The following is a 25691-nucleotide window of genomic DNA, read 5'->3' on the forward strand; positions in this document are numbered from 1 at the left end:
GTCTGGGGAGGAGTGGGGAAGAGGGAAGGGTTCAGGGGAGTGCGCGGGTGGAGTGCCGCACCACCAGGCCCGTGTCGAGCGTGACGTGGGTCCGCTCGACCTCGTCGCCGTTGATCAGCGCGATGAGCATCCGGATGGCCCGGTGGCCCATCTCGCGGATCGGCTGGTCCACAGTGGTCAGCGGCGGGCTGCAGAGCGCCGACTCGGGCACGTTGTCGAAGCCCACCACGGAAAGGTCGCCGGGCACGGCCAGCCCGAGTTCGCGGGCCGCGCCCACGGTCGCGATGGCCGAGATGTCGTTGGCGGCGAACACCGCGGTCGGCCGGTCCGGGCCGGTCAGCAGCGCGTGCGCCGAAGCCGCGGAGACCGCCGGGTCGTAGGCACCGATCCGGATCAGGTCGTCGTCGGGCGTGATGCCCGCGGCCGTCAACGCCCGCAGGTACCCGGTCTTGCGCAGCTCGGCCGACTGCAGGTCGGGCCGGCCGGCGAGGAACGCGATCCGCCGGTGCCCCAGCTCCAGCAGGTGCTCGGTGGCCAGCTGCGCGCCGCGCAGGTTGTCCGAGTCGATCGTCGGCAGGTGCGACGGCCCGGTGTGCGGGTCGACGGCGACGACCGGCGTACCCGGCACGACTTCCAGGGACACCGTGGGCGTGACGAGCACGGCCCCGTCGACCAGGGTGCCGCTCAGCCGGGACAGGTAACGCTTTTCCCAGCCGATCGGGTCGCCGGTGCGCCCGCCCGCGGAGTAGACGACGAGCTCGAAACCGCTGCCGCGGATGGCGTCCGCGGCTCCCTTGAGCAGCTCGGTCGAGAACGGTTCGAGGTCGGCGACCAGGATGCCGATGACGTTCGTCCGGTGGTTTCTCAGGCTCTGCGCCACCAGGCTCGCTTCGTAGCCGAGCTCTTCGATCACGGCGCGGACCCGCGCGAGCGTCGCGGCGGAGACGCCGTAGCGCTCGTTGATCACCTTCGAAACCGTGGCCACCGAGACGCCGGCCCGGGCGGCGACGTCACGGATGGTCACCCTGGAACTGGGCTGCATCGGCTCAGACTAGCCATAGAAAACGTTATCGACAACGATTGACACGGCATTTGTCCGGGAGCAGACTCTTCGCCAACCCGGGCGCGGAAGCCGCCCCGTCCAACTCGGCCGAAGTCGTCAGGAGTGGACCCACGATGTTTGTGAAACGCCGCATTCCCGTTCTCGCCGCCCTGGCGGCCGTCGTCCCGCTCGCGCTCGCCGCGTGCAGCGGGGGGAGCGGGGGGAGCGAAACCCCCGCGCAGCCGAGCGGTCCGGTCACCTTGACCTGGTGGCACAACGGCACCACCGATCCGATCAAGTCGATCTGGGAGAAGGTCGTCAGCGACTACCACCAGGCGCACCCCGACGTCACCATCAAGGCGCAGCCGCTGCAGAACGAGGACTTCAACACCAAGGTGCCCCTCGCCTTGCAGTCGGCGACGCCGCCGGACGTCTACCAGTCCTGGGGCGCGGGTGACCTGGCCTCGCAGATCACCTCCGGCAAGGTCGCCGACATCACCGGCGACACGAAGTCGTGGATCGAACAGGCCACCGGCAACTTCGGCGAGAAGTGGCAGGTCGACGGCAAGCAGTACGGCGTGCCGTTCGCGCAGCACTTCGTCGGCTTCTGGTACCGCAAGGACCTGTTCCAGCAAGCGGGGATCACCACGCCGCCGAAGACCATGGACGAGCTGAACGCCGCCGTCACGCAGCTGAAGGCCAAGGGCATCGCGCCGATCTCGGTCGGCGGCAAGGACCGCTGGCCGGATGCCTTCTACTTCAACTACTTCGCCGTCCGGGAATGCTCGGCCGACGTGCTCAAGCAGTCGGTGAAGGCGGTCAAGCTCGAGGACCCGTGCTGGACGAAGGCGGGGCAGGACCTGAAGAACTTCCTGGCCACGCAGCCCTTCCAGACCGGGTTCGCGGGCACGCCCGCCCAGCAGGGCGCGGGCAGCTCGGCCGGCCTCGTCGCCAACGGGAAGGCCGCGATGGAGCTGCAGGGCGACTGGGAGCCCGGCACGATGTCGTCGCTGACCGATGACAAGGACCTGGACTCGAAGATCGGCTGGTTCCCCTTCCCGTCCGTGGCGGGTGGCCAGGGCGACCCGGCGGCCGCGCTCGGCGGCGGTGACGGCTTCGCCTGCACGACCCGCGCGGCGAAGGCCTGCACGACGTTCCTGCAGTACCTGGTCAGCGAGCCGGTGCAGACGCAGCTCGCCGAGAAGGGAACCGGCCTGCCCGTGAACGTCGCGGCCGCGAAGTCGCTGAAGACCGACACGCTCCGGCAGGTCAACGACTACGGCACGAAGGCGCCGTACGTGCAGATGTACTTCGACCGGGCGTTCCCGACGGCGGTCGGCGCGGCGTTGAACGACGCGGTGGCCAACATGTTCGCCGGCCAGGGCACCCCCGAAGGCATCGTGACCGCCGTCAACCAGGCTGCGACGGGCAACAAGTGACCACGGCGACGACTCCGGTGCGGACGGCGGCACGGCCGTCCGCACCGGCGGCCGGTGCCCGGGCGAAACGCCCCGGGCTGGGCAAGAAGCTGGAGCTGGCGCTGCTGCTCGGGCCCGCGTTGCTGCTGTTCGGCGGCTTCGTGCTGGTGCCGATCGGGATCGCCGCGTTCTACAGCGTCTTCAAGTGGAACGGCTTCGGCCCGCTCGACGACTTCGTCGGCTTCGACAACTACGCCGACGCCTTCGGCGGCACCGTGTTCCAGGGCGCGATCGTGCACAACCTGATCATCGCCGGGCTGTCGATCGTGGTGCAGCTGCCGCTGTCGATCGGGCTGGCGATGCTGCTCAACCGCAAGCTGCGGGGCCGCGCGGTGCTGCGCGCCTTCGTCTTCGCGCCGTACGTGCTGTCCGAGGCGATCACCGCGGTGATCTGGGCGCTCATGCTGCAGCCGAACGGGTTCGCCGACCAGGCGCTCAAGGGCGTCGGGCTCGGCGGCCTGATCCACCAGTGGCTGGCCGACCCCGGCATCGTGCTCTACACGCTCTTCGTGGTCGTCACCTGGAAGTTCATCGGCTTCGGCATCATCCTGCTGCTCGCGGGCCTGCAGGGCGTGCCGGCCGAGCTGCGGGAAGCCGCGGCGCTGGACGGCGCGTCCGCGTGGCAGACCACCCGCCACGTCGTGCTTCCGCTGCTGGGCCCGACCATCCGGATCTGGATCTTCCTGTCGGTGATCGGCTCGCTGCAGCTGTTCGACGTCGTCTGGATCATGACCCTCGGCGGCCCGGCGAACGCGTCGACGACGATGGCGACCTACCTGATCGACCACGGCTTCAAGCGCTACGAGTTCGGGTTCGGCTCCGCGGTGGCGGTGATCCTCTTCGTCTTCTGCTTCGTGTTCGCGCTGCTGTACCAGCGGTTCGCACTCCGCCGCGACACGCAGGGCGCCCTGACCAGGATGGTGGGCTGATGCGCTCCCGCAGGTTCGGTCTGTCGATGGGGTACCTGGCGGCGATCGCCGTCATCGGCGTGACGCTCGTGCCGCTGCTGTTCGTCGTGCTCGGCGGGTTCCGCACCAACGCGCAGATCAACACCGACCCGGCCGGGCTGCCCGGCCCGTGGGTGACGGACAACTACGCGTCGGTCCTCGGCTCGAGCGCGTTCTGGACGTTCCTCGGCAACAGCGCGCTGATCGCCGTGATCGCGACCGCGGTCGCCGTCGGCCTGGGCTCGATGGCGGGCTACGCCCTTTCGCGGTACCAGTTCAAGGGCCGGGAAGGGCTGTACACGCTGTTCACGCTCGGCCTGCTGTTCCCCCTCACCGTGGCGACGCTGCCGCTGTACCTGTGGCTGCGGCAGCTGGGCATGCTGGAAAGCTTCTGGGGTGTCGCGATCCCGGAAGCGGCGTTCTCGCTGCCGGTGACGATCGTGATCCTGCGCCCGTTCATGCACGCGATCCCGGGGGAGATCGAGGACGCCGCGGTGCTCGACGGCGCCACCCGGCTCGGCTTCTTCTGGCGGATCCTGCTGCCGCTGTCGACCCCGGCCCTCACCACGGTCGCCGTGCTCGCCTTCGTCACCAGCTGGAACGCCTACCTGCTGCCGCTGCTGGTGTTCAACGACTCCGGGCACTTCACGCTCCCGCTCGGCGTCGCCATGTTCCAGTCCCAGTTCTCGCAGGACACCGCCCGGGTGCTCGCGTTCACCGCGTTGTCGATGATCCCGGCGCTCGGTTTCTTCGTGCTCGCCGAACGGCGGATCGTCGGCGGGCTGACCGGATCCGTGAAGGGCTGACTCAGGAGGTCTGCCGTGCCGTCCGAGGTCCACCGTCGTGCGTTCCTGCAGTTGCTCGCGCTGGCCGGAGCGGGGTCCGCGGCCTCCCCGGGCCTGGCCGCGGCCGGGACCGGGTTCCCGCTGGTGTCGCGGGGGCAGGCCGCGACGATCGTGGTCGGTTCGGGTGACCTCCCCGGGGTGCGACGGGTCGTGGGCGACCTCGCCGCGGACGTCGAGCGCGTCACGGGCGTGCGGCCGGCCGTGGTGTCCGACGTCGTCCCGGCGCACGGCCCGGTCGTCGTGGTCGGCACCCTGGGCCACAGCCCGCTGGTCGACGGGCTGGTCGCGGCCGGGAAGCTCGACGTCACCGGCATCGCCGGGAAGTGGGAGACGTCGCTGAGCCAAGTCGTCCGGCCGGCTCGTGCTCACCGGCAGCGACCAGCGCGGGGTGATCTACGGCGTCTACGAGGTGTCCCGGCGCATCGGCGTCTCGCCCTGGTACTGGTGGGCCGACGTCCCACCGCGGCGGCAGCCGGAGCTGCACCTGCCGGGCGAGCGGTTCAGCCTCGGCACGCCGCACGTGAAGTACCGCGGCTTCTTCATCAACGACGAGAACCCGGCGCTCGGCACCTGGGCGCCGGCCTACTTCGGGCCGGGCCAAGCCCCCGGGTACCCGGCCGGCTTCAACCACCTGTTCTTCGCCAAGGTCTTCGAGACCATGCTCCGGCTGCGCGCCAACTACCTCTGGCCGGCGGTGTGGGGGCGGGCGTTCGCCGAGGACGACCCGCTCAACCACGCCACGGCCAAGGAGTACGGGATCGTCATGGGCACCTCGCACGAGGCGCCGATGATGCGCGGGATCGAGGAGTGGAACCGGCACGCGGTGGCCGCGGTCCGCGACGCGGCCGGGAACATCACGACCCCGGGCCACGACCCGTACGGCGGCACGGGGGAGTGGAGCTTCCGCCGCAACGGCGAAGCGATCAAGGCCTACTGGACCGACGGGATCCGCCGGATGGTCCGGGAGGACTTCGAAGGCGTCGTCACGCTCGGCATGCGCGGCAACGGGGACGTCGGCCTGCCCGACGGCGACGGCATCGAGCTGATGCGCGAGATCATCGCCACCGAACGGGAGATCCTCGCCCGCGAGACCGGCCGCGACCTCACCACGGTGCCGCAGGTCTGGACGCTGTACAAGGAGGTCCAGCGGTACTGGGCCCAGGGCCTGCGCCCGCCGGACGACGTCATCGTGGTGTTCACCGACGACAACTGGGGCAACATCCGGAAGCTGCCGGACCTGTCCCTGCCGCCGCACCCGGGCGGGTACGGGCTTTACTACCACTTCGACTACGTCGGCGGCGGCCGCAACTACAAGTGGGTCGACACCGCGCTGCTCGCGAACACGTGGGAGCAGCTGCACCAGGCGTCCGCCTACGGCAACGACCGCCTGTGGGTGGCCAACGTCGGGGACATGAAGGGCAACGAGCTGCCACTGCAGTTCTTCCTCGACTACGCCTGGGACCCGGCCGCCCTGCCGGTCGAGCGGCTGTCCACTTGGGAGCGTCAGTTCGCGGCGGAGAACTTCGGCGCGGCACCTGCGACGGAGATCGCCGGGGTGCTGCACGACTACGGCCGCCTGCAGTCGCGCCGCAAGCCGGAGCTGCTCAACCGGCGGATCACCGTCGACGCCGCCGGGACCATCACCTACGACGACCGGATGACGCCGTTCAGCCTGGTGAACTACGGCGAGCTGGACCGGGTCACCGGCGAGTGGCAGGCGCTCGCGGCGCGGGCGGCGAAGATCGGCGCACGGTTGCCGAAGTCCGTTCAGGACGCCTACTACGAACTGGTGGGCTACGAGGTCCAGGCCACGGCCAACCTGTACGCGCTGCGGCGGGCCGAGTTCACGAACCTGCTGTACGCGGCGCAGGGCCGCGCGTCGGCGAACGCGCTGGCCGCCGTCACCGAGGCCCGCTTCGCCGACGACCTCGCGCTCGCGGCGAAGTACAACACCGGCATCGCCGGCGGCAAGTGGCAGGGCTTCCAGACCCAGCCGCACATCGACTACGGCGACGTCGCCCGCTACGGCCCGAACGCGCCCTGGCAGCAGCCGGAGCTGAACAACGTGGCCCTGCCGGACGTCATCTTCCCGGCGGTGAAGCGCATCGACCTGCCGTCGGCGGCGTCACTGGGGGTCGCCGTCGACGGCTCGGAACAGGCGTGGCCCGGCGCCGCGGACCGGCCGGTGCTGCCGGAGTTCAGCCCGTACCAGAGCGCGCCACCGCAGTACATCGACGTCTTCAACCGCGGCCGGACGCCGTTCCGCTGCCGGGTCTCCGTCCCCGGCGCGCCGTGGGTGCTGGTCGAGCCGCGGGGCGGCCGCGTGGAGGAGGAGCTGCGCATGACCGTGCGGATCGACTGGGCCCGGGCGCCGAAGGGCACCACGACCGTGCCGATCACGGTGTCGGGCGCGGGGAGTTCGGTCGTGGTGGACGCCGTCGTGCGCAATCCGGCCGGGCCGGTGCGCGGGTTCGTCGAAGCCGGTGGGTACGTGTCGATGGAGGCCGAGCACTGCACGGCCGACGTCGGCGCGGCGGCGGTGTCGTGGCGGCGCATCCCGGACCTCGGCCGGACGGGGGCGGGGATGACGCCGTTCCCGGTGACGGCGGCGAGCCGGCCGCCGGGCGCGGGACCGCGTCTCGAATACCGGATGACGCTGTTCGCGACCGGCCCGGTGACGGTGTGGGCGTACTTGTCCCCGCGCAGCAACGTGTTGCCCGGCGACGGGCTGCGGTACGCGATCTCGTTCGACGACGCCGATCCGCAGGTCGTCAACATCACGAAGGCCACGGGCGCGGACGACACGACCATGAACCGCCCGTGGGAACGGAACACTTCGGACAACGTGAACCTGACCTTGACGCGGCACGAGATCGCGGCGGCGGGCCCGCACGTGCTCAAGTTCTGGATGGTCGACCCGGCGGTGGTCGTGCAGAAGCTGGTGGTCGACACCGGCGGGCTGCGGGCGAGCTACCTGGGCCCGCCGGAAAGCGTGCGGTGGCCGTGGTGAGCGGGCTCCGGCGACCGGGCGGCTCGCGAGTGGACGGACCGAGGCCGCCGGCGAGCCGGTCGGATGGATCGCACCGGCGGTGGCCCGCTTCGGCCTGTTCCCGCCGTGCTCCGGGGATTCGCGAGGTGCCGGGGTGGCCGATCGGTCGCGAGCGGCGGTGCAGGCCGCCGCTTGCGACAGAGCCGGAAAGCCGGGCGTGGGCCGGCCCCGGCCTACCGCGCGCCGCCGGTCAGGACCCGGTAGCCCCGGTGCGCCGGCGCCGCCGTGCTCTGGCGGACCACCAGGCTCGTGGCCAGCTCGAGGCGGTGGCTCTCCGGGTCGACCCCGCGGGCCAGCGAAATCGCCAGCCGGGCGCCGGCCGCCGCCATCTCCTGGAGCGGCTGGCGGACCGTCGTCAGCTCGGGGGTCAGCCAGCGGGCGATCGGCAGGTCGTCGAAGCCCACCACGGACAGGTCGTCCGGGATGCGCAGCCCCGCGTCGCGGGCCGCTTCGTACACCCCGAGCGCCTGCAGGTCGCTGCCGGCGAAGACCGCCGTCGGCCGGTCGGGGAGGGTGAGCAGTGAAGCCAGTTCGCGGTAGCCGGCCCGGACGTGGAAGTCGCCGCGGCGCACCAGCGCCGGGTCGAACGCCAGCCCGGCCGTCTCCAGCGCCGTGCGGTACCCGTCGATCCGGGCCCGGCTGCACAGCACGCCCTCCGGCCCGCCGATCATCGCGATCCGGCGGTGGCCCAGGTCGATCAGGTGCCGGGTGGCCGTCAGCCCGCCCTGCCAGTTCGTGGCCCCGATCGAGGGCGTCTCCGGCCCGGGTGCGCCGGCCGGGTCGACCACGACCAGCGGGATGTCCCGGGCCCGCAGCTTCGCCAGCTGACTGCCGGTGAAGTCGGAGCACACCGAGACGATGCCGACCGGCCGCCGGGCCAGCACGCTTTCCAGCCAGCTCTGGCCGGGGGTGTGCCGTCCCGACGAATCCGCCAGCACCACCGCCATTCCGTTTTCGCGGGCGACGCACTCCACCCCGCGGATGATTTCCAGCGCCCACGTGCTTTCGAGTTCGTGGAACATCAGTTCCAGCAGCCGGGAACGCCGGGACCGTTCGTCGGCCCGGCGCCGGTACCCGTATTTCCCGATGACCGCCTCGACACGCGCACGGGTGCTTTCGGCGACGTCGGGACGGCCGTTCAGCACTTTCGAAACTGTCGGGACGGAGACCCCGGTCTCGGCGGCGATCCGGGCGATGGTCACCCGGGCCTCGGACGGCTCGAGCTCGTCAGACTTCGTTGTCATGAAGGAGATTCTAGGTCATCGAAACCCGAATTGAAACGGTTGGAAAGTTTCGGAACACCCATCGCAGCATTGCCCTGTGGAGGTTGAAGATGCTCGGAAGAATTCCGAAGAAACGCGTGCTGTTGGCGGTTGCGGCCACGCTGGGTATTGCGGTGTGGCAGGCGCCTGCGGCATCCGCGTCGGTCCCGCTGCAATACACCACGAACCGTTACGTCGGCAGCGCGGTGGCCGCGACGTACCTGGCGTCGGAAACCGATTACCGGGCGGTGCTCACCCGGGAATTCGACAACGTGACGCCGGAGAACGAGATGAAGTGGGGCACGGTCGAAGCCGTGCGCGGCCAGTACGACTGGTCCGGTGCCGACGCGATCGTCAAGTACGCGCAGACGCACCACAAGACCGTGCGCGGCCACACGCTGGTCTGGCACTCGCAGCTCCCGGACTGGGTCGCCGCGTTGCCGGCCGACGAGCTCCGCCGCGTCCTGCGCGACCACATCACCACGGAAGTCAAGCGGTACAAGGGAAAGATCCGCGCCTGGGACGTCGTCAACGAGATCTTCAACGAGGACGGCACCCGGCGTGACACGGTCTTCCGGCAGAAGCTCGGCGACGGCTTCGTCGCCGACGTCTTCCGCTGGGCGCACGCGGCCGACCCGCACGCGAAGCTCTACATCAACGACTACAACATCGAAGGGATCAACCCGAAGAGCGACGCGGTGTACGACCTGGTGAAGACGCTGCGGCGGCAGGGCGTGCCGATCGACGGCGTCGGCATCCAGGGGCACCTGTCGATCCAGTACGGCTTCCCGGGGCAGTACCGGGAAAACCTGGCCCGCTTCGCGAAGATCGGCGTGGAGACGGCGGTCACCGAGGCCGATGTCCGGATCCCGCTGCCGGCGGACGCGGCCAAGCTCGCCACCCAGGCGAGCTACTTCGGGCAGCTGTGGGACGGCTGCCAGTCGGTCCGCAAGTGCGTCGAGTTCACGACGTGGGGCTTCACGGACCGGCACTCGTGGGTCCCGGACGTCTTCCCGGGCGAAGGGGCGGCCTGCCTCTTCGACGAGAACCTGCGTCCGAAGCCGGCCTACTTCGCCCTCAACCCCTGACGCGGCGCCGTGAGGGGCACCCGGGTGCCCCTCACGGCTGGACCGGGCCGGGACGCAAGCCGCGAGCGATGAGCGCCGCGAGGATGCGCGGAACGGCGTCGAGGGTGGCCGGGCGGCCTTCGTGCATCAGCACGACCCCGCCCGGCCGCACCGCACCGGCCGCGGCGGCGATCTCCTCGGTGGTGCAGCCCGCCCAGTCGCGGGTGTCGACCGTCCAGAGGACCTCGGTGAGTTCGTGCGCCACCAGCGTCTTCGCGACCGTGGCGTCCGTGTCGCCGTAGGGCGGCCGGAACAGGGCCGGGCGGATCCCGGTCAGCCGGGTCAGCAGGTCCTGCGTGCGCCGGACCTCCTGGTCCTGTTCGGCCGCGGCGAGCGTGGTCAGGTGCCGGTGCGTCCAGGTGTGGTTCCCGATCGCGTGCCCGGCCGCGGCGATCGCCCGGACCAGCTCCGGGTGCGCCGCGGCGTGCTCGCCCCACAGGAAGAAGGTCGCACGCGTACCACCGAGCGCGGCCAGCAGCGCGGGAGTCGTCTCGGGGTACGGGCCGTCGTCGAAGGTGAGCGCGACCGTGTCCACCCGTCCAAGATCACCCGCCCCCGCCGCGGCGGGCAAGGACTTTCGGGCGGGTTTCGAGCGGTTCCAGCGGACCAGCGCCGCCGGCCGCTTACCGCTTGCGTCGCGCGTCCGAGGTTTTGACAGCCGGACTCGCGCCCGGCTCGGGACCGCATCCGCGACCGGCTCGGCGAGCGTCGAGGAACCTGCGGCCCGGCCTTACCGGGCCATCGCCGCCAGGCGCTTCGCGGTCGGCCAGCGGACGTTCCACGCCCAGCCCAGCTTCTCGAACACCCAGATCACCCGGGCGGAGACGTCGAGCTGGCCGCGCAGGACGCCGTGGCGGGCCGAGGTCGGGTCGGCGTGGTGGGTGTTGTGCCAGGACTCGCCCATGGACAGGATGGCCAGCGGCCAGAAGTTCGCCGAGCGGTCGCGGCTGGTGAACGGGCGCTCGCCGATCATGTGGCAGACCGAGTTCACCGACCACGTCACGTGGTGCTGGAAGGAGATCCGCGCCAGGCCCGCCCAGAGGAACGCCGTCAGCGCACCCCACCACGAAAGGGTGATCAGGCCGCCCAGCAGCGGCGGGAGCAGCAGGCTCAGCACCACCCACAGCGGGAAGAGCTTGTCGACGACGCGCAGGTCGCGGTCGGCGGCCAGGTCGGGGGCGAACCGCTCGACGTTGGTCTTGTCGCGGCCGAAGAGCCAGCCCATGTGGGCGTGCCAGAACCCGCGGGCCAGCGCCAGCGGGGACGTCCCGAACAGCCACGGCGAGTGCGGGTCGCCGTCGCGGTCGGAAAACGCGTGGTGCCGCCGGTGGTCGGCGACCCAGACGAGCACCGGGCCCTGGGCCGCGAGGCCGCCGGCGATGGCCAGCGCGATCCGCAGGGCCCGCTTCGCCCGGAACGCGCCGTGGGTGAAGTAGCGGTGGTAGCCGACGGTGATGCCCAGTGTCGACACCACGAAGAAGGCGCCGCCGATGGCGAGGTCGACCCAGCTGATGCCCCAGCCCCAGAACACCGGCACCGCGACGGCCAGCGCCACGAACGGGACCAGCAGGAACGTGCGGATGGTGATGAGCTCGGGGACGGTCTGCTTGCCGGAGAGCACGGGTTTCGGGGCAGGGCGGGCTGCCTTCACGGACGCGGTCATGCACTTCTCGATTCGAGGTCTACGGCGCGCCGGACCTGGTCGGGCGCGGAAGGCCGGGGGCGGGAACACCCGGCGGGTCAGCGGTCTGGAGGTGGCCGGGCGGGTCGCCGCTCCTGCCGGCGATCGGCCTCGAGGCCACGGGCGAGAGTGTGGCCGGCCGGACGCCGGCGTACTGAGTGCTCTTGCCGCTTCCCAGGTTACCGGATCGTTGTGAATGCGCAGTGTGGGCGCGCACGAAGAAGGCCCTCGCCCCGGGTGGGGGCGAGGGCCTCAGGCTGCCTCGTGGCTCAGATGACGCTGACGCGCTGGGCCTGCGGGCCCTTCTGGCCCTGGCCGATTTCGAACTCCACGCGCTGACCCTCGTCGAGCGACTTGAAGCCGCTGCCCTGGATCTCGGAGTAGTGGACGAACACGTCCGGACCCCCGCCGTCCTGCGCGATGAAGCCGAAGCCCTTTTCGCCGTTGAACCACTTGACACTGCCCTGAGCCATACCCATACCTACTCTTTGTTGTGAGCCTGGATGTCCCATTCGGACACCCGGTCTCGAGACCATTATCCCATTACTGGGCCGCCGAGGCCACCCCCGGTGGTCAAACTCCCCAATCGGGGCGCAGCGGCATACCCATCCCGCCCTCGTTGTCGGTGCGGACGCCCAGGATGTGGTGCAGTTCGATCTCGCGCCGCTCGAAGGCCAACCGGCAGGCCGCGAGGTAGAGCGCCCACACCCGGCTGCGCCCGGCACCGGCTTCGGCGACGGCCTCGTCCCAGTGCTCGTCGAGGTTGGCGCACCACCCGGCCAGGGTCTTCGCGTAGTGCTCGCGGAAGTTCTCCGCGTGCCGCACCTCCAGCCCGGCGTCGTGCATGGCCGTCATCAGCTCGCCGGGCGCTTCGAGCTCGCCGTCCGGGAAGACGTAGCGGTCGATGAACCCGCGCGAGCGGTGCGCGACGCTGGTGTCCGGGTTGGTGATGCAGTGGTTGAGCAGCCGTCCGTGCGCCTTGAGCTTGCCGGCCAGGAAGCGGAAGTACCCGGGGACGTTGCGCGCGCCGATGTGCTCGGTCAGGCCGATCGACGAGATCGCGTCGAACCCGGTCTCGGTGACGTCCCGGTAGTCCTGGTGGCGGATCTCGGCGCGGTCGGCGATACCCAGCGCGACGACGTTCTTCTGCGCCCATTGGGCCTGTTCACGCGAGAGGGTGACGCCGATGGCCTCGACGCCGTAGTGCCGGACGGCGTGCGCGACCATGCCGCCCCAGCCGCAGCCGACGTCGAGCAGCTTCATCCCGGGCTTGAGGCCGAGCTTCTTGCAGACGAGGTCGAACTTGTGCGCCTGCGCCTCCTCCAGCGTGGCGTCCTCGCTCGGGAACACCGCGCACGTGTAGGCCATCGACGGGCCGAGGACCAGCTCGTAGAACCGGTTCGACACGTCGTAGTGGCTGGCGATGGCCTCGCTGTCGCGCTCCTTCGAGTGCCGCAGCGCGGTCAGCCCGCGCCGGAACCGGCTCGGGTGCTCCTCCGCGGGCGGCTTGACCAGCCGCAGGTGGCGCGGGCCGAGCTTGCGCAGCAGCCACAGCCGGTCGGCCGGGGTGAGCTGGTCGACCTGCGTGGACAGGGCGTGCAGGGCCGTGTAGAGGTCGCCTTCGACGTCGAGCGCGCCGGCGACGTACGCGCGGGCGAGGCCGAGGTCGCCGGGGGAGGACATCAGGTAGTCCAGCGCCAGCGGCGAGCGCACCTCGATGGCCACCGGCGCGTCGGCCGGGCCGCTGCGGCTGCCGTCGTAGGCGGTGATCGACACCTCGGCGCGCGGGCCGAGCAGCCGTTCGAAGACCGCGCCGACGGTGATGTTTTCCTGGGTCACGTTCGTTCCTTTCACCGGCGGCGGACGCACTTCTCGTAGAGGCCAAGCAGCCGTTCGCGCGGGTCGTAGGCGCGCTTGAGCTCCCGGTAGGCGTCGCCGTTGTAGAGCCGCCAGAACTCGTCCTCGGTGTAGAAGCTGTCCGAGTAGAGCGATTTGTGCCCGCCGAGGCGGGTGACTTCGGCTTCGATCATCCGGTTGTGCACGCCGTCGCGCTCACCGGGGTCGAGCGGCACGGCCGACCAGAACCCGAAGTTGACGTACAGCTCTTCGGGGTCCAGCTCGTAGAGCGGCCAGCGGACGCCGCCGGGCCGCTGGCGCAGGGGGCAGACCCAGACCGGGCTGATCGGGATCTCGCGTTCGAAGAACTCGAGGAACTCCGCGGCGCGGCCGACCGGGACCTCGATGTCCTGCACGATCGTCTCCTCCGGCGGCAGCCGCCGGAGCTTGAGCAGCCGTTCGGCGATCCGGAACCGCCGGTCGAGCGCGACGGCCTTCCAGTACACGGAGGACCGCAGGAACCGGCGGCCGAGCAGCAGCCGGGGCAGCCGGTGCTGGACGCCGAACGCGCGCGAGCACCAGAACCAGTCGGTGTCCCAGCGCCAGAGGTAGTCCCGCACGGTGAGGTGGTCGGTCTCGCGGCGCTGGATGGAGCGGTAGTAGATGTCCAGCCAGGTGTAGTCGCTGGTCGCGGGCGCGGTGTCGGTGAACGTCCCGAGCGTCAGGTAGAGCTCGTCCGGGCCGAAGACCGTCCCGTCGACGAAGTCGACGTGCTCGCCGTCGTACGCGCTTTCGGCGCAGACTTCGCTCAGCGCCTCGAAGTACTTCCCGCGGTCGTGGTGGCGGACGTGGCGCAGCTTCACGAAGGGCTTCACCGGCTCCAGGAGGATCCGCAGCCGCAGCGCGTAGCCGAGGGTGCCGTAGGAGTTGGGGAAGCCGTGGAACAGGTCGCGGTGCTCGTTGTCCGGCGTGGCCACGACGATCCGGCCGTCCCCGGTGAGCACCTCGAGTTCCAGCACCGACTCGTGCGGCATGCCGTTGCGGAACGACGAGGACTCGATGCCGAGCCCGGTCACCGCGCCGCCGAGGGTGATGGTCTTCAGCTGCGGCACGACCAGCGGCATCAGGCCGTGCGGCAGGGTGGCGTCGACGAGCTGCTCGTAGGTGACCATGCCCTCGACGTCGGCGGTGCGGGTGGCCGGGTCGACGCGCAGGACGTGGCTGAACCCGGAGACGTCCAGCCCGGGGTGTTTCGTCGCGGCCCGGGACCGGAAGAGGTTGGACGTCCGTTTCGCCAGCCGGATGGTGGTGGCGCCGCTGATGGCGGCGAGCTGCCGTCTCAGTGCGTCGACGCGGGCTTCGTGCGCGGGGAACGGCGGGGCTTCCGGCGCCCCGGCCTGATCGATGGTCACGAACCGATCCTGCCTCACGCCGACGGCGGGCGCACTGCGCCGGCAGGGCACCGTTTTCCGATCCGTCCCGGGTGGTGGGATCGGTTCAGCCGGGGTGGCGGGTTCGGAGGCGTCGACGAGGTTTCGGCGGTCGGTGGGGCGGCTGGGTTCGTGTGCTGCGGCGGCGGGTCGGCGGTGGTGCGGAGCGGCGGGTTTGCCGTGTGCCGGGGGCTGCCTGGTCTTGGCTGGTGAGGCGAGGCCCTGGCACCGCAGCGGTGGGCAGGCGAGAGGTAGTGCGGCGGTTGCCGACGACCGCGGCCGGTCGGCTCGGCGCCGGACCTGCGCCCCCGCAGCGGGTGGGCCACGCCACAGCACCGAGCGGGGTTTGCCGCCCGCCGCAGCCGGTCGGTGGTGGGCGCCCAGTCCGCCAGTCGGCCAGGGCGCCGGCTCCGCGCCGCAGCGATGACTCACGCCACAGCGCGAAGCGGCGCTTGCTCCTCCAACACCCCTTCCGCATCGGCGAGGAAGGCGTCGATCCGCCGCAGCCGGTCGGCCGTTCGCCGCCCGATCTCGGCCAGCCGGTCGGCGCGGCGGCGGGCGTCGTCGACGATGCGGTACGCCTGGGCGCGGGCATCCGCCGTGCGCTGCCGGGCCGCTTCCTCCGCCTCCCGGACGATCGCCGCGGCTTGGTCACGGGCGGCCGCGACGACTTCTTCCGCTTCGCCGTGCGCCAGTTCGAGCAGGTGCCGGACGCGGTCGCCGACGGCGGCCGGGTCGGCCGGTGTGCGGCACAGCCGGTCGGTGCGGGCGGTCAGCTCCGCGTGGTCGGCCCGGGCCTGCTCGAGCTGCCGAGCCAGGTGGCCGGCCTCCGCGACCGCCGCGTCGCGGTCGGCCGTCAGCAGGCGGATTTCCGCCACGAGCTCCTCCAGCCGCTCGTCGACCTGCTCGCGGTCATAGCCGCGGAACGTCAGCGCGAAGCTCTCCGGCAGGGTCAGCGGCGCCGTCATCGGGCCGCGACCGGCCGGCGCAGCAGCGCGGCGAGGTCGGCGGCGTCACCCGCCGTGCGGAGCTTCACCGGATCGGGTTGCCCGAGCGTGTGATCGTCTTCGTGCAGGGCGGTGACGAACCGGGCGACCCGGCGTGGTGCGGGGGCGACCTCCGGGCCGCCGAGGTAGCGCAGGACGATCAGGTCTTCGCCGGAGTGCGTCTCGATCGCCGCCGCCCAGCCGCGCTCTTCGTCCCACAGCAGCGCCACGTCGCGGTCGGGGTAGTGCGGCAGCCGGGTGTCCAGGGCGACGTAGGCCGAGATCGGGCGGTCGTGGTCGAGGGTGCACGACTCGAGGCCGATCCCGAGTTCGGCCGTGACGTCGCGGAGGTAGTCCATCAGGGCGGGGACGGCGGGGTGCTGGTAACCGGTCGGAAGTTCGATCGATGCGGTCACGGGATCGGCTCACCTTTCTCTTCGGCTACTCCGGTTCTAACATGTCATCGAAACGATGACAAGCAACATGTCGCCGGACAGACGACGTCACCGCCGAGGTTGATCGCCACACCTCCGGGGTACCCGACCGAGTGATCGCGGACGATCCCGCGGCGGGACGGCGAAAGCGAGGCGGCGTTGAGCATTCTGATCGACTTCGAGCGCGACACGGAGTTCTCGTTCGAGCGGCGGTTGCGGAGCTACGTGGGGGCGGTGGCCCGGGCCGTGGGCGTGGGCTTCGAATCGTGCACGCTCGACACCGGCACCCCGGCGGCCGCCTACATCGCGCTCGACTGGCGCCTGTCCCGCTTCCCCGGCCACGACCTGGCCCTGGTCTGGGACGAAGTCCACGGCTGGGCGGCGGCGATCGAAGACGCGACCGGCGCGACCGTCCTGACCCACCTGGGCGGCGAGGTCTTCCCGGAGCCCCGCGCGGTGGTCCGCTTCCTGGCGGCGGTCCGCGCGCACGACCCGGACGCAGGCACGCTGGAGGCTCCCGTTCTGCGCGAAGCGGGCGACCACGAACGGCTCCTCGCGCAGGTCCCGGAGGCGACGCCCGCCGGCCGCGGGTGATGGCAGACTGGGGGCCGTGGGGGAGCTGACGGCGGAGGCCGTGGTCGACCGGCTGGTGCCGCGCACACCGCGGCTGTCGCCGGACGGCCGGTGGGTGGTGTTCGCGAGTGCGCCGGTCGGCCAGGCCGGGGCACACCCGGTCAGCGATCTGTGGCTCGCCTCCGCGGACGGCGGTGAGCTGCCTCGGGCGTTCGCGCCGAGTGCGGCGGAGGACCGGGAGCCGCGGTGGTCGCCGGATTCCGCGTGGGTCTGCTTCCTTTCCGACCGCGCCGAACCCGGGACGGCGCAGCTGTACCGGGCCGGCCGGGAGGGCGGCGCACCGGAGCAGCTGACGACGTGGCCGCCGGGAATCCGCGGCTTCGTGCTGCTGCCTGATGGTTCGGTGGTGCTCATCGCGCCCGAGGAGAACGCGCAGGCGGCCGATCCCCGGGTCCGCGTCGTGCGCCCGGGCAGTGCCGAGGCGCCCACTTGGGACACTGCCGCGCGACCCGACCGGCTGTGGACCCTGGATCCCCGGACGCGCGCGGTCCGCCCCCTCGGTGACTTCGGCTCCCGGCACGTCGTCGAGGCCGCCGCGCGGCCGGACGGCGCCACGCTCGCCGTGGTCACCTGGTCCGTCGCCGATCGCGAGCCCGGGCTCTTCGAACCCGGTCTCCACCTCGTCGACCCCGCCACCGGTGCCCGGCAGGAGCTCGGCGTCCCGGCGCTGGAGGCCAGCTCGCCGACCTGGTGGCGGGACGAAACCGGGTGGCGTCTGGCCTACCTCGGCCTGACCCCGCCCGGCCTCATCGGCGGCAACGCGGTCTTCGACGCCGATCAGCACCGGAACCTCACCGCCGGGATGAGCTGCTGCCCGACCGAACTCGCCGAGTCCGGTGACGGCGGCTTGCTGGCGGTCTTCGCCGAAGGCCTCGACACCACGATCCGGCGCCTCGACCCCGCCACCGGCGCCTTCACCGAACTCGGCCTCGCACCCGGCAGCCTGCAGGACCTGAGCGCGAGCGCCGGCCGGATCGCCGTCGTCACCAGCACCGCCACCGAACCCGACGCCGTCCAGATCGGACCACCCGGCGGCCCGCTCACTCCGCTCGTCGAACCGCCGCTGCCCGGGATCCGGTGGGGCGCTCAGGAACGCCTCGCCTACCGGGCCGAAGACGGCCTGGCGCTCGACGGCCTCCTGGTCCTCCCGCCGGGCCGGACCCGCGCCGACGGGCCCTTCCCGCTCGTCACCCTGGTCCACGGCGGCCCGTACGACCGCTACGCCGACCGGTTTCAGCTCGGCTGGTTCCGCTGCGGCCAGTGGCTGGCCGCGGCCGGGTTCGCGGTGTTCCTCCCGAACACGCGCGGCGGCCTCGGCCACGGGCACGCCTTCGCAGCGTGCGTCGCCGGTGACGTCGGAGGCGCGGAGTTCACCGACCTCCTCGCCGGCATCGACCACCTCGTCGAGGCGGGTGTCGCCGACGAGAACCGGCTCGGGATCGGCGGCGGCAGCCACGGCGGGTTCGTGGCCGCTTGGGCCGTGACGCAGACGGACCGCTTCAAGGCGGCCGTGGTCAACGCGGGAGTCATCGACTGGCCCCTGCTCGCCGCGACCGGTGAACACGGCCGCTTCGAGCTGGCCCTCGGCAGCCGGGAAACCAGCCCGATCACCTACGCGCACCGGATCGCGACGCCGGTCCTCATCCTGCACGGCGAGGACGACACGAACGTTCCGCTGTCGCAGGCCGAGCTCCTGCACCACGCCCTCGGCGATCGCGAGCACGAGTTCGTCGTCTACCCGCGGGAGGGTCACTCGCTGCGCGAACGCGCCCACCAGCTCGACTTCCTCCACCGCACCCGCGAGTGGTTCTCACACCTGCTCGCCTAGCTTGAACTCCGCCCCGCCGCTGAACGAGAAGCCGTCGGCGCCGATGGTGACGTCGGCTTCTCGCGGCTCGGCCCGTTCGGCGACCGGCTGCACCGCGCCGTCGAGGTCCAGCACGACCGACGCGTCGGTGTACCAGCTCGGCACCACCGGGTTGCCCCACCAGTCGCGGCGCTGGTTGTCGTGGACGTCCCAGGTGATCACCGGGTTGTCCGGGTCGCCCGTGTAGTAGTCGTGCGTGTAGATCTCGATGCGGTGCCCGTCGGGATCCCGGACGTAGAGGTAGAACGCGTTCGACACACCGTGCCGGCCCGGCCCCCGCTCGATCATCCCGGGCTTGCGCAGCGCGCCCAGGTGGTCACAGATGTGCAGGATCTGGTGCCGCTCGTGGGAGGCGAACGCGATGTGGTGCAGCCGCGGGCCGTCTCCGCCGGTCAGGGCGACGTCGTGGACCGTCGGCTTGCGGAACATCCAGGCCGCGTACACCGTGCCCTCGTCGTCCTGGATGTCCTCCGAGACGCGGAAACCCAGTCCCTCGTAGTACTTCCGGGCCGCCGGGACGTCCGGGGTGTCCAGGTTGAAGTGGTCCAACCGCGACAGTGCGCCGGCGCCGTGGACGTCGTAGCGCTGGGTGAACCGCTCGACGTGCTCGGCTTCGTGGAAGAACTCCACCGGGAAGCCGAGCGGGTCCAGCACGCGCACCGCCTCGCCGATGCCCCGCGTGGCCCCGGCCGCGCGGCGCTCGACCCGGCAGCCGAGCGTGCGGTAGTACGCCTCCGCCAGGTCCAGGTCGGCGGCACTGCGCACCCGGTAGGCCAGCACGCCGAGCGCCGGCGTGGCGCCCTTCCGCAGCACCAGGGAGTGGTGCAGGTACTCCTCGAAGGCCCGGAGGTACAAGGCCTCGGAGTCTTCGTGGGTGACCACGAGGCCGAGCACGTCGACGTAGAACGCCCGCGACGCGGCCAGATCGGTGACGACGAGCTCGGCATAAGCGCAGCGCAGGACGTCCGGCGGGGTGGTGGTCATGACTGTCCCTTCCGGACGGCGCCGAAGCGGGCCGTGTGGACCGGCCCGAGCGAAACGTGGATGGCCTGCTGGTCGGTGTAGAAGTCGAGGGAGCGGTAGCCGCCTTCGTGGCCGAGGCCGGAGGCCTTGACCCCGCCGAACGGGGTCCGCAGGTCCCGGACGTTGTGCGAGTTCAGCCAGACCATCCCGGCCTCGACCGACTGCGCGAAGGTGTGCGCCCGCTGCAGGTTCGACGTCCAGAGGTAGGCGGCCAGACCGTACTTGACGTCGTTGGCCAGTGCCAGCGCTTCCGCTTCGGTGTCGAACGGCGTCAGCGCGACGACCGGCCCGAAGATCTCCTCCTGGAAGATCCGCGCGGTCGACGGCACGTCCGCGAACACCGTCGGGGCCACGTAGTTGCCGCTGTCCAAGCCGGCCGGACGGCCGCCGCCGGCGAGCAGCCGGCCCTCGGTCTTGCCCAGCTCGACGTACCGCATGACCTTGTCGTAGTGCTCGGGGTGCACGAGCGCGCCGACCTCGGTGGCCGGGGCGTGCGGGTCGCCGACGACGATGTTCGCCGCCCGTTCGGCGTACCGGGAGCAGAACTCGTCGTAGACCGGGCGCTCGACCAGGATGCGGCTGCCCGCGGTGCAGCGCTCGCCGTTGAGCGAGAACACCCCGAACAGCGTCGAGTCGAGGGCGGCGTCGAGGTCGGCGTCGGCGAACACGATCGCCGGGGACTTGCCGCCCAGCTCCATCGACATGCCCTTGAGGTGCGCCGCGCAGTTGCGGTAGATCGTCTGCCCGGTCGTGGTCTCGCCGGTGAACGAAATCAGCGGCACGTCCGGGTGCTTGACCAGCGCGTCGCCCGCCTCTTCGCCGTAGCCGTTGACCAGGTTGAACACCCCGTCGGGCAGCCCGGCGTCGGCGAAGATGCCCGCCCAGAGACTCGCCGACAGCGGCGTGAACTCGGCCGGCTTGAGCACCACCGTGCAGCCCGAGGCGAGCGCGGGCGCGAGCTTCCAGCTCTCCAGCATGAACGGGGTGTTCCACGGTGTGATCAGCCCGGCGACCCCGACCGGCTTGCGGTGCACGTAGTTCACCTGCCGGCCCGGCACCTGGTACGTGTCGTCCGCCTGCGCCACGACGAGGTCGGCGAAGAAGCGGAAGTTCTCGGCCGCGCGCTGGGCCTGCCCGAGCGCCTGGGTGATGGGCAGGCCGGTGTCGAACGTCTCCAGCTCGGCCAGCCGCCGGTCCTGGGCCTCGACGGCGTCGGCGATCTTGTTGAGGACCCGGGCGCGGGCCCGGGGCAGCAGCCGCGGCCACGGGCCTTCGGTGAACGCCGTGCGCGCGGCGGCGACCGCGCGGTCGACGTCCTCGGCCTGGCCCGCGGCCGCCGTGACGTACGGGGTGTTGGACACCGGGTCGAGGACGTCGAACGTCTTGCCCGAGACGCTGTCGGCGAACTCGCCGCCGATGTAGTGCTTCAGCGCGCCCGGCAGTCCGTCCGGGACGTAGTGGCTCATTGCTTTCCTTCCACGGTGAAGCCGTCGGCCGGCGTGAGGTGCTTCGTGCCTTCGGCCATCAGCTCGGTGATGCGGGCGACGCCGGATTCGGTCGGCGGGATCAGCGGCGGCCGGACGTGCCCGGACGCGATCAGCCCACGCTGCTCGAGCACCCACTTGCCGGGTGCCGGGTTGGTCTCGACGAACAGCAGGTCGACGAGCGGGTGCAGGCCGTAGTGGAGCTCCCGCGCCCGTTCGTGGTCGCCGGCCTGCCACGCGGTGTACATCTCGGCGCACGCGGCCGGCGCGATGTTCGCCGTCGCGCTGACGAACCCGGCCCCGCCGAGGGCCAGCAGGGGCAGGCAGAGCAGCTCGATCCCGGACCACACGAGCAGCTCCCGGCCGCACAGGTGCAGCACGCGGGAGAAGTGCTCGAAGTCCTTGGTCGTCTCCTTGATGCCGACGAAGTTGTCGCAGGAGCGGAACAGCTTCGCGACGGTCTCCGGGGCGAGGTCGACCGCGGTCCGGCTCGGCACGTTGTAGGCGACGATCGGCAGGTCGGGGAACTCGCGGCAGACCGTGCGGTACCAGACGAACAGCGCGTCCTGCGTCGGCCGGGCGTAGTACGGCGTGATGACGAGCGCGGCGTCGATCCCGGCGTCGCGCGCCAGTGACGTCAGCTCCAGGGTTTCGTCGAGCTTCGCCGAGCCGGTGCCCGGCACGAAGGGGACGCGGTCGCCGACCGCGGCGGCGACCGTGCGGATCGCCTCGGCGCGTTCGGCGACCGTCTGCGAGCCGGGTTCGCCGGTGGAGCCGCCGATCGAGATGCCGTGCGTGCCCGAAGCGAGCTGCCAGCGCACGAGGTTTTCGAGGCCGGCGTGGTCCACGGCGCCCTCGGCGGTGAACGGCGTCATCAGCGGCGCGATCGACCCGCGGACGGCCTGGGGGTCGGAGCGGAAGCGCATGGGGTTCCTTCCTGGGTCAGTGGCGGCGGTAGGCGAGGTAGGCGTCCAGGGTGGCCAGCCGGTGGGCGCGGACGGCCTGTTCGACCTCGGCCGCGGGGGCACCGCTCTCGAGCAGGCCGAGGATGGTTTCGTGCTCGGCGACCGACTGCCGGGCGCGCCCGGGCACGAAGCTGAACGTCGAGCTGCGCAGGCCGCTGAGCCGGTCCCAGCCACGCCGGACCAGGTCCAGGACCTGCGGGTTGGGGCAGGCGTCGAAGAGCACGGCGTGGAAGGCGCGGTTGAGGCCGGTGAACCGGGCCGGTTCGAAGTGCCCGAGGCAGTCCGCCAGCTCGGCGTTCAGCGCCCGGGCCTCGGCCAGCGCACCCGGCGGGAGGACGGGTGCGGCGAGCGCGGCGGCGTAACCCTCGACGAGTGCGAGGGTCTGCATCGTGTGCTGGTACTCGCTCTCGTCGACCATCGCGACCTGCGCGCCGACGTTGCGCTCGAACGTCACCAGCCCTTCGGCCTCCAGCAGCCGGATCGCCTCGCGGATCGGGACGACGCTGACGCCGAGCTCCTGGGCGAGCTGGCCGAGGACGAGCCGGTAGCCGGGGGAGAAGGTGCCGTCGGCGATCCGGGTCTTGATCCACTGGTAGGCGATCCGCGACTTGCTCATCGCGGCGCCGTTCACCGTTTCGCGAGCCATGCGGCGTACCTCCCGCGCCAGTGCTCGTCCATCGGGTAGAGGCCCTCGACGCGCTCGCCCGCGGCGACCTGCTCGGCGATGAACGCCTCCTGCCGCTCCTGCTCGATCGCCGCGTCGACCACCTCTTCGACCAGCTCCGGCGGGATGACGAGGACCCCGTCGCCGTCACCGGCGATGACGTCGCCGGGGCACACCGCGGCGCCACCGCAGGCGATCGCGACGTCGACGTCCCACGGCACGTGCCGCCGTCCGAGCACCGCCGGGTGCGGCCCGGCGTGGTAGGTGGGGATGGCCAGAGCGGACACCGCGGCGAGGTCGCGGACGCCGCCGTCGGTGACGATCCCGGCCGCGCCGCGCACCTGCGCCCGCAGCGCGAGGATGTCGCCGACCGTGCCGGTGCCGCGTTCGCCGCGGGCCTCCATGACGAGGACGTCGCCGGGGCCGAGGCCCTCGATCGCGCGCTTCTGCGCGTTGTAGCCACCGCCGCGCGCCTTGAACAGATCCTCCCGGTACGGCAGGTAGCGCAGGGTCCGTGCCCGTCCGGTGAGCCGGGCGCCCGGCTTCGTCGAGGTGAGCCCGTCGATCGAGACCGCGTTGTAGCCGCGCTTGCGCAGCTGCGCGGACAGCGTCGCGGTGCCGACGGACTCGATCCGGGCCTTCAGCGACGCGGTCAGCTCGAACCCGGGCTCGGCCGTCCCGTACGCGTCGGCGCGCTGCTGCTCGTCGACGCGGGGGAGCGCGCCGAACGGTCCGAAGGGGACGGTTCCTTCGGCGATCGGCGTGACGAGCCGTCCGGTGGTGTGCCCGGCGGTGTCGACCTCGACCTCGACGAGGTCGCCGGGGACGGCGACCGACGCGCCCGCGGGTGTGCCGGTCAGGACGACGTCGCCGGGTTCGAGGGTGATCAGCTGCGACAGGTCGGCGACCAGGCGCCCGAAGCCGAACAGCAGGTCATCGGTGGTGTCCTCCTGGACCAGTTCGCCGTTGACCCAGGTCCGCAGCCGCAGCGCGGCCGGGTCGACGGCCGCCGCCGGGATGACGCTGGGGCCGAGCGGGGTGAAGCCGTCGCCACCCTTGGACCGCAGGTTGCTGCCCTTGTCGGCGTAGCGGAGGTCGTAGACGCCGAAGTCGTTGGCCGCGGTGACGCCCTCGACGTGCGACCAGCCCGCTTCGGGCGTGACGCGGCGGGCGGTGCGCCCGATGACCAGCGCGATCTCGCCTTCGAAGCCGAGCAGTTCGGTGCCCGCCGGCCGTTCGAGCACCGCGCCGCTCGCCGCGACCGACGTCGGCGGCTTGAGGAAGTACGAGGGCTGCTCCGGCACCCGGCCGCGCTGGGCGGCGCGGGACCGGTAGTTGAGGTGGAGCGCGATGATCTTGCCGGGCCGCTCGGGGAGGGACGTCATCCGTGGTCCTGCCTGCCGGTATCGGAAAGGTATCTCAAATCATATACGATTTACGGCCCGGGGAAACCCCCGGTTCAGCTGCCGTAGTGGAGCCAGACGGATTTGACCTCGGTGTAGGCGTCCAGCGCCCACGGCCCCATTTCGCGGCCCCAGCCGGACGCCTTGTAGCCGCCCCAGGGCGCCGCCATGTCCGGGATCGGGGGCATGTTGACGAAGACCGCGCCGGCCCGGATGCCGTCGGCGTACCGCTGGGCCGTGCGGATGTCGCGGGTCCACACCGTGGCGGCCAGGCCGTATTCGGTGTCGTTGGCGCGCGCCAGGAGCTCGTCGGCGTCGTCGTAGGCGGTCACGGCCAGTACCGGGCCGAAGATCTCCTCGCGCATGATCGCCATGTCGTCGCGGACGCCGGCGAACAGCGTCGGGGCGTAGAAGTAGCCGTCGCCGTCGACCGGGGTGCCGCCGGTGACCAGCTCGGCGCCCTGCTCGCGGCCGGTGCTCACGAGGAAGTCGACGTGTTCGCGGTGCTTGGCCGACACGAGCGGGCCGAGCTGCGTGGTTTCCTCGACGCCCGGACCGAGCCGGAGCCCGTCGAGGCCGCGGGCGAGCTTGTCGACGAACTCCTGCTCGCGCCTGCGGTCGACGTAGAAGCGCGTGTAGGCCGCGCAGACCTGGCCGGTGTTGAGGGTCGCCCCGGCGAGGTTGCCCGCGACGGCGGCGTCGATGTCGGCGTCGGCCGCGACGATGCTCGGGGCCTTCCCGCCGAGTTCGAGCGTGAGCCGCTTGAGGTTGGACGCCGCGCTCGCCGCGGTGATGAGCTTCCCGACCGCCGTCGAGCCGGTGTAGGAGACGTGGTCCACGTCCGGGTGCCCGGTCAGGAAGGCGCCGACCGCGCCGTCGCCGGTGACCAGGTTGACCACACCGTCCGGGATCCCGGCTTCGTGGACCAGCTCGACCAGGCGGATGCTGGTCAGCGGCGTGACCTCGCTGGGCTTGATGACCACCGTGTTGCCGGTGGCCAGGGCCGGCGCCAGCTTCCAGGCGAGGATCATCAGCGGGAAGTTCCACGGCGTGATCAGCGCGTTCACCCCGACCGGTTCGCGGCGGGTGTAGTGCAGGGTGTCCGGGAAGGACACCGGGTTCGTGGTGCCCTGCAGCTTCGTCACCCAGCCGGCGAAGTAGCGGAAGTGCTCCGCCGCGCCGGTGACGCTGACCTGCCGGGAGACCCCGATCGGCTGCCCCTGGTCGCGGGTCTCCAGCCGGGCCAGCTCTTCGTGGTGCTGCTCGACGAGGTCGGCCAGCCGGAACAGCAGCGCCGCCCGCCGGACCGGCAGCAGCCCGGCCCACGCCGGCGCGGAAAGCGCTCGCCGGGCGGCCGCGACGGCGGCGTCGACGTCGGCCCGCGACGCCGTGCCGACCTCGTCGATGACCTGCCCGGTGGCCGGGTCGTACGTGGGGAGCGCGCCGCCGCCGGCTTCGGTCCACTGTCCGTCGATGCAGAGGCGTGTCGCCATCCCGTCGTCCTCCTCGGCCTGGGGTGAGCCGAGTATCGGGCG

22 protein-coding genes are annotated in these 25691 nt (G+C 71.6%); 7 read left to right on the forward strand and 15 right to left on the reverse strand.

The window, feature by feature from the left end:
* Nucleotides 1-31 precede the first annotated feature (31 nt).
* Nucleotides 32-1042, reverse strand: a complete 1011-nt coding sequence (locus ACLJPY_RS03860; RefSeq protein WP_410586604.1) for a LacI family DNA-binding transcriptional regulator — start codon at nucleotides 1040-1042, stop codon at nucleotides 32-34.
* Nucleotides 1043-1176: 134 nt separating this feature from the next.
* On the opposite strand from ACLJPY_RS03860, the gene ACLJPY_RS03865 reads away from it, so the two are divergent.
* The 4 genes from ACLJPY_RS03865 to ACLJPY_RS03880 all read left to right on the forward strand — a co-directional run bounded on the left by ACLJPY_RS03865 (nucleotide 1177) and on the right by ACLJPY_RS03880 (nucleotide 7322).
* Entirely contained in the window at nucleotides 1177-2481 is a 1305-nt protein-coding gene (locus ACLJPY_RS03865) for an extracellular solute-binding protein (RefSeq protein WP_410586605.1), read from the forward strand.
* Nucleotides 2478-3449 carry a carbohydrate ABC transporter permease gene (locus tag ACLJPY_RS03870; protein ID WP_410586606.1) on the forward strand — a complete coding sequence of 324 codons (972 nt, stop codon included), beginning with the start codon at nucleotides 2478-2480 and terminating at the stop codon, nucleotides 3447-3449. Before ACLJPY_RS03865 ends, ACLJPY_RS03870 begins: the two co-directional genes overlap by 4 nt.
* A complete protein-coding gene (locus tag ACLJPY_RS03875; protein ID WP_410586607.1) occupies nucleotides 3449-4273 on the forward strand; it encodes a carbohydrate ABC transporter permease in 825 nt (274 codons plus the stop codon). The genes ACLJPY_RS03870 and ACLJPY_RS03875 overlap by 1 nt, the downstream gene beginning before the upstream one ends.
* Before the next feature lie 400 nt (nucleotides 4274-4673).
* The gene (locus ACLJPY_RS03880) at nucleotides 4674-7322 is read left to right on the forward strand and encodes a glycosyl hydrolase 115 family protein (RefSeq protein ID WP_410586608.1); all 2649 of its coding nucleotides are present in this window, start codon (nucleotides 4674-4676) and stop codon (nucleotides 7320-7322) included.
* Between the two features lie 212 nt (nucleotides 7323-7534).
* Here the strand turns inward: ACLJPY_RS03880 and ACLJPY_RS03885 are convergent, their stop codons facing one another.
* Complete coding sequence (locus ACLJPY_RS03885) at nucleotides 7535-8605, reverse strand: LacI family DNA-binding transcriptional regulator (RefSeq protein WP_410586609.1); 1071 nt, start codon at nucleotides 8603-8605, stop codon at nucleotides 7535-7537.
* 89 nt (nucleotides 8606-8694) lie between these two features.
* Between ACLJPY_RS03885 and ACLJPY_RS03890 the strand changes: the two genes are divergently transcribed.
* Nucleotides 8695-9711, forward strand: coding sequence for an endo-1,4-beta-xylanase (locus ACLJPY_RS03890; protein WP_410586610.1), 1017 nt, complete (start codon nucleotides 8695-8697; stop codon nucleotides 9709-9711).
* Between the two features lie 31 nt (nucleotides 9712-9742).
* On the opposite strand, the gene ACLJPY_RS03895 is transcribed toward ACLJPY_RS03890, so the two are convergent.
* The 7 genes from ACLJPY_RS03895 to ACLJPY_RS03925 all read right to left on the reverse strand — a co-directional run bounded on the left by ACLJPY_RS03895 (nucleotide 9743) and on the right by ACLJPY_RS03925 (nucleotide 16099).
* Nucleotides 9743-10285, reverse strand: coding sequence for a polysaccharide deacetylase family protein (locus ACLJPY_RS03895; RefSeq protein WP_410586611.1), 543 nt, complete (start codon nucleotides 10283-10285; stop codon nucleotides 9743-9745).
* Between the two features lie 195 nt (nucleotides 10286-10480).
* Complete coding sequence (locus ACLJPY_RS03900) at nucleotides 10481-11413, reverse strand: acyl-CoA desaturase (RefSeq protein WP_410586612.1); 933 nt, start codon at nucleotides 11411-11413, stop codon at nucleotides 10481-10483.
* Between the two features lie 287 nt (nucleotides 11414-11700).
* On the reverse strand, nucleotides 11701-11904 hold the full coding sequence (locus ACLJPY_RS03905; RefSeq protein WP_004558414.1) for a cold-shock protein: 204 nt from the start codon (nucleotides 11902-11904) through the stop codon (nucleotides 11701-11703).
* A gap of 100 nt (nucleotides 11905-12004) precedes the next feature.
* Nucleotides 12005-13270 (reverse strand): class I SAM-dependent methyltransferase, encoded by a 1266-nt coding sequence (locus ACLJPY_RS03910; RefSeq protein WP_410586613.1) that lies wholly within the window; start codon nucleotides 13268-13270, stop codon nucleotides 12005-12007.
* Nucleotides 13271-13281: 11 nt separating this feature from the next.
* Complete coding sequence (locus ACLJPY_RS03915; protein WP_410586614.1) at nucleotides 13282-14679, reverse strand: FAD-binding oxidoreductase; 1398 nt, start codon at nucleotides 14677-14679, stop codon at nucleotides 13282-13284.
* Between the two features lie 446 nt (nucleotides 14680-15125).
* Nucleotides 15126-15665, reverse strand: coding sequence for a DivIVA domain-containing protein (locus tag ACLJPY_RS03920; RefSeq protein WP_410586615.1), 540 nt, complete (start codon nucleotides 15663-15665; stop codon nucleotides 15126-15128).
* A complete protein-coding gene (locus ACLJPY_RS03925) occupies nucleotides 15662-16099 on the reverse strand; it encodes a DUF6292 family protein (protein ID WP_410586616.1) in 438 nt (145 codons plus the stop codon). Before ACLJPY_RS03925 ends, ACLJPY_RS03920 begins: the two co-directional genes overlap by 4 nt.
* 177 nt (nucleotides 16100-16276) lie before the next feature.
* Between ACLJPY_RS03925 and ACLJPY_RS03930 the strand changes: the two genes are divergently transcribed.
* A complete protein-coding gene (locus ACLJPY_RS03930) occupies nucleotides 16277-16711 on the forward strand; it encodes a DUF6292 family protein (protein WP_410586617.1) in 435 nt (144 codons plus the stop codon).
* A gap of 16 nt (nucleotides 16712-16727) precedes the next feature.
* Nucleotides 16728-18578, forward strand: a complete 1851-nt coding sequence (locus tag ACLJPY_RS03935; protein WP_410586618.1) for a S9 family peptidase — start codon at nucleotides 16728-16730, stop codon at nucleotides 18576-18578.
* Here the strand turns inward: ACLJPY_RS03935 and hpaD are convergent.
* From hpaD to ACLJPY_RS03965, 6 genes are all read right to left on the reverse strand, one after another.
* Nucleotides 18561-19601 (reverse strand): 3,4-dihydroxyphenylacetate 2,3-dioxygenase, encoded by a 1041-nt coding sequence (hpaD, locus tag ACLJPY_RS03940; protein ID WP_410586619.1) that lies wholly within the window; start codon nucleotides 19599-19601, stop codon nucleotides 18561-18563. The two genes, ACLJPY_RS03935 and hpaD, sit on opposite strands and share 18 nt — an antisense overlap.
* The gene (gene hpaE, locus ACLJPY_RS03945; RefSeq protein WP_410586620.1) at nucleotides 19598-21106 is read right to left on the reverse strand and encodes a 5-carboxymethyl-2-hydroxymuconate semialdehyde dehydrogenase; all 1509 of its coding nucleotides are present in this window, start codon (nucleotides 21104-21106) and stop codon (nucleotides 19598-19600) included. Before hpaE ends, hpaD begins: the two co-directional genes overlap by 4 nt.
* Nucleotides 21103-22050 (reverse strand): 4-hydroxy-tetrahydrodipicolinate synthase, encoded by a 948-nt coding sequence (gene dapA, locus ACLJPY_RS03950; protein ID WP_410586621.1) that lies wholly within the window; start codon nucleotides 22048-22050, stop codon nucleotides 21103-21105. The genes hpaE and dapA overlap by 4 nt, the downstream gene beginning before the upstream one ends.
* 16 nt (nucleotides 22051-22066) lie before the next feature.
* Nucleotides 22067-22735: a GntR family transcriptional regulator gene (locus tag ACLJPY_RS03955; RefSeq protein WP_410586622.1), complete on the reverse strand. Its 669-nt coding sequence runs from the start codon at nucleotides 22733-22735 to the stop codon at nucleotides 22067-22069.
* Nucleotides 22717-24138: a fumarylacetoacetate hydrolase family protein gene (locus ACLJPY_RS03960; RefSeq protein WP_410586623.1), complete on the reverse strand. Its 1422-nt coding sequence runs from the start codon at nucleotides 24136-24138 to the stop codon at nucleotides 22717-22719. Before ACLJPY_RS03960 ends, ACLJPY_RS03955 begins: the two co-directional genes overlap by 19 nt.
* A gap of 74 nt (nucleotides 24139-24212) precedes the next feature.
* Nucleotides 24213-25649: an aldehyde dehydrogenase family protein gene (locus tag ACLJPY_RS03965; RefSeq protein ID WP_410586624.1), complete on the reverse strand. Its 1437-nt coding sequence runs from the start codon at nucleotides 25647-25649 to the stop codon at nucleotides 24213-24215.
* Between the last annotated feature and the right edge of the window lie 42 nt (nucleotides 25650-25691).

It is taken from the genome of Amycolatopsis sp. lyj-23 (assembly GCF_046549135.1).
In the GTDB taxonomy this organism is placed as follows: Bacteria; Actinomycetota; Actinomycetes; order Mycobacteriales; family Pseudonocardiaceae; genus Amycolatopsis.